At 62.9% G+C, this 12,856-nt stretch carries 10 protein-coding genes and 1 pseudogene; 5 read left to right on the forward strand and 6 right to left on the reverse strand.

The annotated features are described in order from the left end of the window. Window positions 1-265: 265 nt before the first annotated feature. Together groL and LMTR21_RS15935 are read right to left on the reverse strand one after the other, a co-directional pair. Window positions 266-1,909: a chaperonin GroEL gene (gene groL, locus LMTR21_RS15930; protein WP_065754204.1), complete on the reverse strand. Its 1,644-nt coding sequence runs from the start codon at window positions 1,907-1,909 to the stop codon at window positions 266-268. Between the two features lie 91 nt (window positions 1,910-2,000). Beyond that, a complete protein-coding gene (locus LMTR21_RS15935) occupies window positions 2,001-2,315 on the reverse strand; it encodes a co-chaperone GroES (protein WP_057833773.1) in 315 nt (104 codons plus the stop codon). Between the two features lie 381 nt (window positions 2,316-2,696). On the opposite strand from LMTR21_RS15935, the gene LMTR21_RS15940 reads away from it, so the two are divergent. The 3 genes from LMTR21_RS15940 (at window position 2,697) to LMTR21_RS15950 (ending at window position 5,255) form a co-directional block, all read left to right on the forward strand. Continuing rightward, window positions 2,697-2,984 carry an usg protein gene (locus LMTR21_RS15940; RefSeq protein ID WP_057833772.1) on the forward strand — a complete coding sequence of 96 codons (288 nt, stop codon included), beginning with the start codon at window positions 2,697-2,699 and terminating at the stop codon, window positions 2,982-2,984. An 87-nt stretch (window positions 2,985-3,071) separates the two neighbouring features. Then, a complete protein-coding gene (locus LMTR21_RS15945) occupies window positions 3,072-4,229 on the forward strand; it encodes an IS110 family RNA-guided transposase (RefSeq protein ID WP_148635971.1) in 1,158 nt (385 codons plus the stop codon). A gap of 486 nt (window positions 4,230-4,715) precedes the next feature. Further along, on the forward strand, window positions 4,716-5,255 hold the full coding sequence (locus LMTR21_RS15950) for a cupin domain-containing protein (RefSeq protein ID WP_065756723.1): 540 nt from the start codon (window positions 4,716-4,718) through the stop codon (window positions 5,253-5,255). A gap of 98 nt (window positions 5,256-5,353) precedes the next feature. Here the strand turns inward: LMTR21_RS15950 and LMTR21_RS15955 are convergent, their stop codons facing one another. After that, window positions 5,354-6,604, reverse strand: coding sequence for a NupC/NupG family nucleoside CNT transporter (locus LMTR21_RS15955; protein ID WP_065756724.1), 1,251 nt, complete (start codon window positions 6,602-6,604; stop codon window positions 5,354-5,356). A 108-nt stretch (window positions 6,605-6,712) separates the two neighbouring features. Between LMTR21_RS15955 and LMTR21_RS15960 the strand changes: the two genes are divergently transcribed. Further along, the gene (locus tag LMTR21_RS15960; RefSeq protein WP_065756725.1) at window positions 6,713-7,936 is read left to right on the forward strand and encodes an MFS transporter; all 1,224 of its coding nucleotides are present in this window, start codon (window positions 6,713-6,715) and stop codon (window positions 7,934-7,936) included. Between the two features lie 36 nt (window positions 7,937-7,972). On the opposite strand, the gene LMTR21_RS15965 is transcribed toward LMTR21_RS15960, so the two are convergent. Genes LMTR21_RS15965 through LMTR21_RS15975 form a run of 3 tightly spaced genes read right to left on the reverse strand, consistent with a single transcriptional unit; the run spans window position 7,973 to window position 12,243 of the window. After that, window positions 7,973-9,007 carry a cache domain-containing protein gene (locus LMTR21_RS15965; protein ID WP_148635972.1) on the reverse strand — a complete coding sequence of 345 codons (1,035 nt, stop codon included), beginning with the start codon at window positions 9,005-9,007 and terminating at the stop codon, window positions 7,973-7,975. Between the two features lie 60 nt (window positions 9,008-9,067). Further along, a complete protein-coding gene (locus LMTR21_RS15970) occupies window positions 9,068-11,038 on the reverse strand; it encodes a glycosyltransferase (protein ID WP_065756727.1) in 1,971 nt (656 codons plus the stop codon). Continuing rightward, complete coding sequence (locus LMTR21_RS15975) at window positions 11,038-12,243, reverse strand: HlyD family secretion protein (RefSeq protein ID WP_065756728.1); 1,206 nt, start codon at window positions 12,241-12,243, stop codon at window positions 11,038-11,040. The genes LMTR21_RS15970 and LMTR21_RS15975 overlap by 1 nt, the downstream gene beginning before the upstream one ends. A gap of 309 nt (window positions 12,244-12,552) precedes the next feature. Here LMTR21_RS15975 and LMTR21_RS40870 point away from each other — a divergent pair. Beyond that, window positions 12,553-12,786: pseudogene (locus LMTR21_RS40870) on the forward strand (MFS transporter); the annotation flags it as partial. Window positions 12,787-12,856 lie beyond the last annotated feature (70 nt).

Raw genomic sequence — 12,856 nt, forward strand, 5'->3', positions numbered from 1 at the left:
TTTGCGTCAGGAGAAGCGGAACGTCGGTTCGAATTCCGACTCTCGCGGGAATTTTTTTTGAGGTTGTCAACCTAAACGATCGTATATTTGCGGAAGCACTGTGCATAACAGGGATATCTCAGGGGGGCGGCAAGCCTTTCGTTCGGCGTAGCGTTGCAGGTGAGCCTTCACCGCGGTGGCGGCTGTCCACATCGTCAGCCAAACAAAAACCCCGGCATTGCTGCCGGGGTTTTGCATTTCTTGCGTATCGCCTGAGTGGCTGGACTTAGAAGTCCATGCCGCCCATGCCGCCGCCGGGGGGCATGCCGCCGCCGGCCGGAGCGTTCTTCTTCGGCAGTTCGGCGATCATGGCCTCGGTGGTGATCAGGAGAGCCGCGACCGAGGACGCGTTCTGGATCGCCGCACGGACCACCTTGGTCGGGTCGATGATGCCCTTGGAGACCAGGTTGCCGTATTCGCCGTTCTGCGAGTCGAAGCCGTAGGAGTACTGCTCCTTCTCGAGGATCTTGCCGACGATGACGGAACCGTCTTCACCGGCGTTGATCGCGATCTGGCGGGCCGGCGCGGACAGCGCCTTGCGCACGATCTCGACACCGGTCTTCTGGTCGTCGTTCTGGGTGCGGATGCGCTTGAGCTGCTCGGAGGCGCGGAGCAGGGCGACGCCGCCGCCCGGCACGATGCCTTCCTCAACCGCCGCACGGGTCGCATGCATCGCGTCATCCACGCGATCCTTGCGCTCCTTCACCTCGACTTCGGTCGCGCCGCCGACGCGGATCACCGCGACGCCGCCCGCGAGCTTGGCCAGACGCTCCTGCAGCTTCTCGCGGTCGTAGTCCGAGGTGGTTTCCTCGATCTGCGCCTTGATCTGCTGAACGCGGGCCTCGATGTCGGCCTTCTTGCCGGCGCCGTTGACGATCGTGGTGTTTTCCTTGTCGATCATCACCTTCTTGGCGCGGCCGAGCATCTGCAGCGTGACGTTCTCGAGCTTGATGCCGAGATCTTCCGAAATCGCCTGACCGCCGGTCAGAACCGCGATGTCCTGCAGCATGGCCTTGCGGCGATCGCCGAAGCCCGGCGCCTTGACGGCGGCGACCTTCAGACCGCCACGCAGGCGGTTGACGACGAGGGTGGCGAGCGCTTCGCCTTCGACGTCTTCAGCGACGATGACCAGCGGCTTGCCGGTCTGCACCACGGCTTCGAGCAGCGGCAGCAGCTCGTTCAGCGAGGAGAGCTTCTTCTCGTTGATCAGGATGTAGGCGTCGTCCATTTCAACGCGCATCTTGTCGGCGTTGGTAACGAAGTAGGGCGAAATGTAGCCGCGGTCGAACTGCATGCCCTCGACGACGTCGAGTTCGGTGTCGAGCGACTTGGCTTCCTCAACGGTGATGACGCCTTCGTTGCCGACCTTGGCCATCGCCTTGGCGAGGAAGTCGCCGATTTCCTTGTCGCCGTTGGCGGAGATGGTGCCAACCTGGGCGATTTCCTCGTTCGAGGTGACCTTCTTGGAGTTCTTGGCGAGGTCGGCGACCACGGCTTCAACTGCCAGGTCGATACCGCGCTTCAGGTCCATCGGGTTCATGCCGGCGGCAACCGACTTGGCGCCTTCACGGACGATCGCAGCCGCGAGCACGGTCGCGGTGGTGGTGCCGTCGCCGGCAGCGTCCGCGGACTTCGAGGCGACTTCGCGCACCATCTGGGCGCCCATGTTCTCGAACTTGTCGTCGAGCTCGATCTCCTTGGCGACGGTGACGCCGTCCTTGGTGATGCGGGGAGCGCCGAACGACTTGTCGAGCACGACGTTGCGGCCCTTCGGACCGAGCGTGACCTTCACGGCGTTGGCGAGAATGTCGACGCCGCGCAGCATGCGGTCGCGGGCATCAACGCCGAATTTGACTTCTTTGGCTGACATATTTGGTTTCCCTGAGTTGATCTTTGTTTCTCACCCTGTCGGGGAGGCGCCTCGCGGGCGCTCCTCAGGGTGAGCGTGGCAGGCGAAGGGCTTAGGCGGCCTTCTTCTTGGAGGCGGGGACGTCGAGCACGCCCATGACGTCGGACTCCTTCATGATCAGGAGATCTTCACCGTCGATCTTGACCTCGGTGCCCGACCACTTGCCGAACAGGACGCGGTCGCCAACCTTGAGGTCGATCGGGATCAGCTTGCCGGCTTCGTCACGGCCACCCGGGCCGACGGCAACGACTTCGCCCTGGGAGGGCTTTTCCTTGGCACTGTCCGGAATGATGATGCCGCCAGCGGTCTTCTCTTCGGCGTCGATGCGCTTGACCACGACGCGGTCGTGAAGCGGACGGAATTTCATGCAGTCCTCCTAAGTTTCTGAAGATGTTATCAGAATTTGGAATTTTGGCAGTCCGAGCCAGCGAGTGCTAACTCGGCTGCGGCTGATTTAGGCCAGTATTCTTCGGGGGACAAGGGCTTCTAGCAGAAAAATTGGCACTCAAATATGACGCCTGCCAATTTCATTAATCATGATTAACCGGAGCCGCCAGCCTCCGGGACCCCGTATTAGCACGTGCGGTAAGCTGCTGCTAACGCGTGAATTTTCAACAATTCGTTAAACATTTAGACTTGTGATGAGTTGGTCTCGTGCGTCACATTTCTCTCATGTGAGCGCATCTCCACCGGGGTGGCTCGGTGTGTGGCCACCACGTGAATGCGCTTCCAGCAATGGAGGTTTGGCATGGTGTCGCGGGTTGGAGTTGCTTCCGACGACTTCCGGAAGCAGGTGCTGGGTTACGGGCTGACGACGGCGCAAATTCTGTATCGGATGCCGGATCACCCCTCGTTGCTGCAGACCTATGTCTGGCAGAACTACGATCTGTTTCCGAAATTCCCCGCGCTGAAGGATTTCCTCGCCTTCTGGCAGGAAAAGCTCGATGGCCCGCTGTTTTCCGTGACGGTTGCGCATTCCAGGCTGATCAAGCCGGCCGAGCTGCGCGCGGTGGATGGCGTGTTCAGGCTGCATTGATTGCGATGCCGTAGATTCCATGAGGCGGTGAGCGTGGCCTTTCCGATAAGGTTTGGGTTTCCACACTCGAACCCCTCGGAGAGTCAGATGCAAGCATCCACCGTAGCCGCGCCCACCGCCGGGCATATTGGCACAATTTTCGTTGCAATCGAACTGAGCCAGCGGAGCTGGCGGGTCGCGCTGCACAGCCCGGACAAGGACAAGATATCGCACCACAAGCTGGAGGGTGGCGATCATGCCGAGCTGTTGGCGTTGGTGGGTCGGGTTCGGGAGCGGGCGGCTCGAACGCTGGGAGGCGTTCCGGCGGTGGCGAGCTGCTACGAGGCGGGCTACGACGGGTTCTGGCTGCACCGGCTGCTGCTGGCGGCCGGCATCACGAACTACGTGTTTGATCCCGCCAGCATTGCGGTGGACCAGCGGGCGCGGCGGGTGAAGACCGACCGGATCGATGGCGAGCGGATGCTGCGCACGCTGATGGCGTATCTGCGCGGCGAGCCGCGGGTGGTGCGGATCGTCCGGGTGCCTGCAGCCGAACAGGAGGACGCCCGCCGCGGCAGCCGCGAGCGCGACCGGCTGATCAAGGAGCAAACCGCGCACACCAACCGGATCAAGGCACTGCTGCGCCTGCTGGGCATGGCGGTCGGGAACCCGCGGCGGCGCGACTGGCTGAGCTGGCTGGCGGCGCAGCGGGATTGGCAAGGCCAGGCGGTGCCGCCGCGGATGCTGAGCGAGATCCGACACGAGCACGCGCGGCTGATGCTGGTGCGCGATCGGCTCGACGTGCTCGCGCAGGAGGCGGCCGCAGCGGAGCCATCCCCTGCGGAAGCCGAGATGACCCGGCGCAGCGAACTCCTGCGCCGGCTCAAATGTCTCGGCCCGGCGTTCGCGACGACGCTGACCAGCGAGGTGTTCTACAAGGACTTCCGCAACCGGCGCGAGGTCGGGAGTTATTTCGGGCTGACGCCCAGTCCGTGGCGGAGCGGCGGCATCGACCGCGACCAGGGCATCAGCAAGGCGGGCAATCCGCGCGCCCGCTGTGCCGCGATCGAAGCCTGGCTGTGGCTGCGGCATCAGCCGGACAGCAAGCTGACCCTGGAGTACCGCAAGCGCACGCTCGATGCCGGCAAGCGCATCAAGCGCGTCGCCATCGTCGCCCTGGCGCGCAAGCTGATGGTGGCGCTGTGGCGCTACCTCACGACCGGTCTCGTGCCGGAAGGCGCGGTGCTCAAGGCCGTAAAGATCTAAACACTTTCAACGAACGCGTCAGCGTCGCGGCATCTGCCGCGGTCAGCGCGGGATGGATGGTGACCGTGCCACCCTTGGGCCAGCAAACAGGCTGTTTCGTAGATGGGTCTCATCCTCGTGGCTTCCTCGCCGCATGCATGCGGAATGTGGGTGCGGATCACAGCGGTCCGACCGGATATGAGGTGATGCAGTGAGCAACTGCATAAATCGCCGGAAGCCAGTCCCAGAGCGCACCGACCGCGGCGGCACGCTGCGCTACGCATGGCTCCGCGCGCCGCCGCTCCACCGAACGTAAAAATCACATCCAAGCCCCGCCGGGATGCTTGACTCAAAACGCCTCATATGAGGGTGGGCAAAGCGAAGCGTGCCCACCATTGGCAGCCAACGGTTTGGATAGATGGTGGGCACGGCGCGATGCGCCTTTGCCCACCCTACGAAATCGAATTCGTGCTAGCCTCTCTGCATAAACAAAAAAGGGAGGCTCCCATGGCCAAAAAGAAAGTGACGTCACGTCCCGCGGCGCAGCCCGCCGTGAAGAAGAAATGGTCGGGCCACAAGACATCAGCCAAATCCCGAGCCCGCAAGGCCCTCAAATCCAAGGGACGCGTGTCGAAAGCCAAGCCGGCCAAAAAGGCGCGGCCGAAACAGCGCATCGCGATCAGCCATCACCGTGAAGAGGATTTCAAGGCCGACGGCCTGCGCACTTACGCCAGGTACCGCGACCTCGGCATTGCGGACGCCACCCACGGCCTGGCGCAGGCGCATGTGATCCGCCTGCAGGGGCCCTGCAATCCGGCGGAGGTTTCAAAGCTGCATTACCACGATGTCGAATTCCAGATGGTCTATGTGCTCAAGGGCTGGGTGAAGACCTACATGGAAGGGCAGGGCGAGACGCTGATGCAAGCGGGCAGCGCCTGGACCCAGCCGCCGCGCATCAAGCATCTGATCATGGACTATTCCGACGACGTCGAACTGCTGGAAGTGATTTTGCCGGCGGAGTTCAAGACGGTGGAATTGGCGAACTGAGGCACCGTCATTCCGGAGCGACGCGTTAGCGGCGAATCCGGAATCTCGAGATTCCGGGTCTGGTGCTTACGCACCAGCCCGGAATGACGGAGAGAGTGTCACGTCAACACCCCCACCACCGCGCCCATCAAACACGTCGCCAGCGTCCCTGATACGATCGACTTCAGCCCGAGCGCGTTGATCTCCTCGCGCCGCTCCGGGGCCATGGTGCCGAGGCCGCCGATCATGATGCCGAGGCTGGCGAAGTTGGCGAAGCCGCACATCGCATAGAGCATGATCAGCCGCGAGCGCGGATCGAGCGCATCAGCGCCGAGCTTCGACAGTTCGACATAGGCGATCAGTTCGTTGAGGATGGTCTTGATGCCCATCAGGCTGCCGGCAGTGACGGCTTGCGGCCAGGGCAGGCCCATCAGCCAGCATACGGGCGCCATCAGGTAGCCGAGCAGCCGCTGCAGCGAAATTTTGGCGCCGCCGATCTCGGGCAACAGTCCCAAAATCGCGTTGACGAGATAGACCAGCGCCACCAGCACCAGCAGCATCGCGACGATGTTGAGCAACAGCTCGAGCCCGGCCGTGGTACCCTTGACGATCGCATCCATGCTGCTTGAGACGTGCATGTCAGGATCTTCCAGTGATCCCCCGGTACGCTTGTCCGACGTCTCCGGCACCATGATCAGGCTGATCAGGATCGCGGCCGGCGCGCCGAGCACCGACGCGATGACGAAATGCGCCGCCGCATCCGGGATCAACGGGGCGAGGAAGGTGGCGTAGAGCACCAGCACGGTGCCGGCGATGCCGGCCATGCCGCCGGTCATCACCAGGAACAACTCGCTGCGCGTCAGCTGCGCCAGATAGGGGCGGATGAACAAAGGCGCCTCGACCATGCCGAGAAAGATGTTGGCTGCGGTCGACAGCCCGACCGCGCCGCCGACGCCGAGCGTGCGCTCCAATAGCCACGCCATGCCGCGCACGACCGGCGGGAGCACGCGCCAGTAGAACAGCAGGGTCGTCAGCACGCTCATGACGAGCACGATCGGCAGCGCCTGAAACGCCAGGATGAAATCCGCACCGGGCGCCTTGAGATCGAAGGGAAGGGGGCCGCCGCCGAGATAGCCGAACACGAAAGACGTGCCGGCGCGAGTCGCCGCCGAGATCGTGTTGACGGCATCGTTGATGGCGCCGAACGCTCTGGCCACCGGCGGCAGCTTGAGCAGCACCAGCGCGGTGACGATGGTGACGGCGAGGCCAACCGCCACCTGCCGCAGCGATACCGCGCGGCGGTTCTCGCTGAGCGACCATGCGATCGCCAGCAACGCCAGCACGCCAAACGCCGATTGCAGCTGCAGCATGAATCCCCCAAAATCCCCGGCGATTATGCCAGCGCAGCGCGGCCGCGCAATGCCGTGTTGCGGGCCTGCCCGTTGACATCTGCATCGTGCTCGGCCACCCGTCTCGCCATGTCCTCGACGATACCGGTGGGCGCCCGCGAATTGCTCAGGCACGCCCCATTTCTTTATTTTCTGCTCTCGCGCAGCCTGTCGCGTTTTGCCAGCCAGATCGCCGCGGTCGCAATCGGCTGGCAGATCTACGACCTCACCGGCAGCGCCTTCCAGCTCGGCATGGTCGGGCTGGTGCAATTCTTGCCGACGGCGCTTTTGGTTTTCGTGGCCGGCCATGCGGCCGACCGGTTCGAGCGCAAGCGGGTGGTGCAGCTTTGCCAGATCGCGGAAGCTGTGACCGCGCTGTTCCTGGCCGTCTCGACCTTTGCCGGCTGGCTCAACGACGTACAGATTTTCGTCGCCACTTTCGTGATCGGGATTGCCGGCGCCTTCGAAAGCCCCGCGACGGCCGCGCTGCTGCCGCTGATCGCGCCCAGAGGCTCGCTGCAGCGCGCGACCGCGATCTCATCGGGCGCCGCCCAGGTTGCGACCATCACCGGCCCCGCACTTGGCGGTCTCGCCTACGTCTTCGCGCCGAGCCTGCCCTATCTCGTCATCGTCATCTTCTGGCTGGCGGGTGCGGTTCTCACCGGCTTCATCCGCACGGAGAAGCAGGAGGTTTCGAAAGCGGCGACGGTTGCTGACGATGTGTATGCCGGTGTTCGCTTCATCCGCAACAATCCGGCGATCCTCGGCACCATCTCGCTGGATCTATTTGCTGTTCTGCTCGGCGGCGTCACGGCGCTGCTGCCGATCTATGCCCGCGACATACTGCAGACCGGGCCGCTCGGGCTCGGCATCCTGCGCGCCGCGCCCGCGGTCGGCGCGCTATTGATGACCGCCTATCTGGCGCGTCACACCATCAACCGCCAAGTCGGATTGCGGATGTTCCAGGCCGTGATCGTGTTCGGCGCGGCGACGGTGGTGTTTGCGCTGTCGCAATGGATGTGGCTGTCGGTGCTGGCGCTGGCGGCCCTCGGCGCGGCCGATACGATCAGCGTCGTGATCCGTTTCTCGCTGGTGCAGCTCGCGACGCCCGATGAGATGCGCGGCCGCGTCGGCGCGGTGAATTTCCTCTTTATCAATGCCAGCAACCAGCTCGGCCAGTTCGAAAGCGGCGTTACCGCGGCGTTGTTTGGCACCGTACCGGCGGCCGTACTCGGTGGTGTCGGCACGATCGCGATTGCGCTGTTGTGGATGAAGCTGTTCCCGACGCTGCGGAAGGTGGAGCGGCTGGAGTAGGGAGAGGTGTGATCGCCCACCAACGTCGCGCGCCAATCAGGAACCGGACCGGGCCATCAGCTTCGACTGCATCCGAGCCAGGGCGTTGCTCAGCCTCGCAGCTTCCTCAAACCGCGTCTCCGGGTAGGGCGCTCTGGATGCAGGATCAAGCACGATAGCCTCGGCTGCCTCAGAGAGCCGGCGCAGCGGCGTCCTCAGCCACTGCGCCGCGAGATAGAGCAGCGCCAGGGCGGTGAAGGCACCGGTTCCGAGCATGATCCAGAACGATCTGATCAACTCGCGCGTTGCCGCCATCGCGTCATCCGCGTTCTGGCGAATCAAAAGCGACCAGCCCAGGTTCGGGAGATCCGCCACGCCGATCATTGGAGTGATTACGGTGAAGTAGTCTTTGCCATCAGGCCAGCGCTCCCTCAGAGACGCGGTATTGACCCGATCGGCCGCCAGCGCGGAACCGATGTTGAGCGGCTTGTTGACGAGATCGGGCGGTCCAAACAGGACGAGCCGATCACGCGAAAGCAGAACCAGCTCGACGCCGGGCGCCTGCAAATCTGCCATGCCCTCCAGCACCCAGTTCCAGTTCAGCTGCGCGCCAACGACGCCGGTGACGGAACCGGCGTGCTGCACCGGCGCGGCAAGATCGATGGAGCGACTGGATTCCATCGATGCCGGCGGCAGGTGCGCGGGATCATGTGCTCCATTGCCATCGATGGCCGCCGTTACATCCAGGCCTTGCCTGAACCACGGCTCTTGTTCGACGCGCTCGCCCTCCAGCGTTCCGTCCGTGGCCGCCAGCACTTTTCCCTCGAGATTGGAGACGCCGAGCCAGGAATAGCGGGTGTCGAGCCGGCTCATGAACTGGATTTGCTCGCGGGCACTTGCCGGGTTGGTCGAATCGATCAGGGTGGCAAGCCGTGCGACATCCGTCCACACTCCGTGGAGGCGCCGCGCCAGCAGGTTGGCGCTCAATTCGCCGCGCGTCGTCAGCTTCTCAACCCGCAGTTCCTCGGCGCGCCGCTGCAGGGCAGTGGTATAGAGCGCCGCAGTCACAACGGCGGGCACCAGCATGAGCATGGCGCCGCCGAAGAACACCAGCGTACGAAGGCTCAGCCGCCTGCCTGTCATGACGCCTCCTTAATGGGTCAAAGCCCGAGCCAGTTCGCGGATCATGCGGACAATGTCTGCCCGATCGGATCCCGGAACGGCGCGAGCCGTGTGAAGCTTCTCGATGATCTGGGCACGCTGCGTCGTGGTGGACGAGAACCTCAACCGATAGCCATCACGTGTTGGCGCAAGGACGAGTGCCTCAACGTCGCCGATCCCCGGGATCGTCAATAACCCCGTCGTCCCCAACGATAGACCAACTGGACCGCTAACTCGTCCGCCTTCCGGACCGAGATTGATGAGCCAGCCACGCTGCTTCTCGCCTCCGATGGTCAGAGCAGTGGGTTCGGGGACCTGACGCTGCGGCCGGTTATATCGGGGACGTTCGATGCAGACGGCGGTGGCCACGAGCAGGACCAGGATGTTGTAGACCGTCCAGAACATGACGACGGCAAGACCATCAGCGGCTGTCGACGAGGTATTGAAAATGAAATCGGAGTTGAGCGGCACGACCAGGCCGCCGACGGTCAACCCCAGGAGGATCAGGAATGGTCGCATCAATGACCATTGGACGACGACTTTTGTCCGGTTGCCGCCCTTGGCCGTCACCGAAAACTTGTGGGGACCCTTCGTCAAAAGGCCCAGCGTCAGAGCCCGGCAGACCGGCCATGCCGCGATCAACTGCGCTGTGTCGTTGAGGATCGGAATGAACAGTCCCTTGGAAAGCCAGTTCAAGGTTACCAGGACCGCCAAATAATACGGCAGGTAATAGTTGATGATGTCGGCAAGCGATGCGTTCACGATCGTGATGCCGAACCACCAATACAGCAGGGGACAGATCAGGCTGGCAATTCGGAACGGAAAGGTGCTGATCCAGTAGAGCAATGAGTCCAGGATGCCGATCCGGTATATCAAGCTCAATCGATGAGAGCCGATCGGATTGTACGAGCCGCGAACAATCTGCGTGAGGCCAAGGCACCAGCGGCTGCGCTGGGCGATATATTCCTTCAGGCCCTCCGGCGCCAAACCCTCGGTCAGCGGCTCGTTCAGGTACACCGTCCGCCATCCGTTTTCGGCAAGCTTCAGCGTGAGCAGGAAATCCTCGGTCACGCTTTCCGTCGGTAGCCAGCCAATCTGCTCAACCGCCCGAAGTCTCACCACGGAGGAGGTGCCGCAGCAAATCGCGATTCCCCAGGCATCACGCGACGGTTCGACATTGTCGAAGAAGTGGCGCTGCTCATCCGGATATGCGGAGCTTATGCCGAGGTTGTGCTGGATTGGATCGGCGTTGAAGTAGTGCTGAGGTGTTTGAACAAGCCCGACTCTTGGGTCGTGAAACAACGCCAGCGCCCGCTCGATAAAGTCGACGTGCGGGACAAAGTCCGCATCGAGCACGGCGACAAAATCCGGGCGATCCGGATCCCGAGCGCGTTCGGCAAGCGCGTGGTTGATGTTTCCGGCCTTGGCATGCGCGCTATCGGAACGCGCGATGTATCCAACGCCATGCTGCTCGCAGGCACGCCGCAGCCAATCCCTGCGGCCATCGTCGAGCACGAAAACGCGATAGCGGGGAAATTGTACGGCCTTTGCGCCGACAATCGTCCGTTCGAGCACTTCCGGCGGCTCGTTAAACGTCGTGATGAAGATATCGACACGCGGCGTCTCGCCAGGCAACCACCATCCGGCGTGCCGGTTCGCTTCCGCCGTGCGCTCCCGCACCCGAAAGAGGATGAAAAAGGCGATGGACGAAGACAGCACCGTCAGCGCCTCGAGCGTCGCAAACCCCCAGCTCACGATGGCATCGCTCGTCCAACCGAGTGGCGCGAGAGTCTCGCTGAACCGCCAGGCCACGTAGCGCCACGACAAAACGGTCGCTCCCCCGAGCAGAAGGGCGCGCCAGTACCATCGGCCTGGGTTGAGCAGCGGCAGCACGATGAGGCGCAGCCCGACGATAACTGCGGATCCGGCAAAGGCCGCCAGAAGTGGCGAGAGCAGAAACATCAAAGGCCGTAGCGTGTGAGAAATTTCCTGACGGTAGCGATGTGGCCGGCTGAAAAGATCACGCGGCCGGTCCGGCCGATCGCGCAGCCGAGATCCGGCTGCCGCGTGAGTTCAGGCACCATCACCGTGACGTCGAAGCGCTGCATATGCTGAGGGCTGGGACCCACGGCGAGATTTTGATAAAGCGACGATGCCCCCGATCCGCCGAGCCGGGTAACCGTTCCGTCAAAAATCCGATCGTCCCCGAACAATCGAAACTGCACCGGCGCCCCGACCGACAGGCTGGCGTAAAGAGCCTCGGAAACGCCCGCCGTCACGACCAGGCTGTTGCAGTCGACGAGCTTGACGAGATCCTGGCCTCGACGTGCATGCTCGCCATCGTCCACCAGGAAATCCCAAATCACGCCCGGGACGCGGGCGCTGAGGGCAGCAGACGTCAAGCGGTTGACGCGAAGGCGCTCGGCGTCGATCTGTCGACCGGACTGGAGCATGCGGGCTTTGACTCGTTCCTCGTCGACGGAGAGTTCGGCCAGTCGCAGGTCGATTTCATGGATACGTTGTGCCGAGAACGGTGCGTCGTTGTAGGACTCGCCGATGAATACTCCGGTGTGGGCGGCGGCAAGTTCGGTCTCGAAATATTTGCCCCGCTCCTTTGTTCCCTGCAGGTCTTGCTGCGCGACATCGAACGCCGCACGAGCCCGACCCAGATTCGCCGCGGTCTGTACGCCGCGATTGCTCAACTCGCTGGCGCGGTTGAATTCGGCGTCTGCCTCGCGCAGCCGTGCGCCTGCGGCATCCTGTGCCGCCTTCGCCTCCGCTATTCGCACCTCGATCTGCCGGATTCGGCCGCGTCGGTAGTCCGCGGACTGCGTCTCGAAGCCGGCTCTTGACTGCGACAAGGCGACCCTCTGCGCAGCGATGCGCTGGAACTCGATCTGCTGGGCGTCACGATCGCGTTCGAGCTCGAGAAGGCGGGCGGTGTCGAACCTTTCATCGGTAACACGCGCCACGAGTTCGCCGGCATTGACGCGCGACCCAACGCTCCGCACCGCGAGCGCTACTTTGCCTTCGATCGGGGCGCGGACGACGTAAAGTCGCGCATTGACCGTGGCGTCTTCCGATGTTCCGGCAAAGTGCTCGCCGACCAGGACGTACAGCCCGCCAGCAAAGAAGATCAAACCGATGATCAGACGCGCGAGTTTCATGGGCGACCGCGAGCTGCACTGCAGCTTGTTAAGCCTTCAACGTCGTCCGGCCGATGCGATGCGACGGAACGGTCGTGATGTAGCAGGCGAGAGTTGATGCGGACCGAGACTCGATAGGAGTAGTCCAGCGATGGCTTTGTCGTACTCGAAGCCCGATTTGCTATCCATCCGGACGATTACCGGAATCCATCCGGACGACTACGGGAGCGGCAGTGCAAATGCAACTGATGCGGAATAGAGTGGGCAGCATCTCTCTTGATCATTTCGATCCGGACCAACCACGGCGATATCAAGGGAGCAACGCGCTCGGGCGCTGCTGATACGATCAGCGTCGTGATCCACTTTCGCTGGTGCAGAGCTCACAACGCCCGACAAGATCCGTGACCGGATCGGTGCGGTCAATTTCCTGTTCGTCAATGCGAGCAACCAGCTCAAGGCTAGTTCGAAAGCGGCGATACTGCGGCGTTGTTCGGCGCCATCGCGATCGCACTGCTTTGGATGAGGCCGTTCCCGACGCTGCGGAAGGTGGAGCGGCTGGAGTAGGGGGCCCGCCTGCGGCGAGATCGTTTCCGGATTGCTAACGCCGCTACCTGCTTTTTCTGCTGTCATTGAC

The sequence above is a fragment of the Bradyrhizobium paxllaeri genome, assembly GCF_001693515.2.
Lineage (GTDB): Bacteria > Pseudomonadota > Alphaproteobacteria > Rhizobiales > Xanthobacteraceae > Bradyrhizobium > Bradyrhizobium paxllaeri.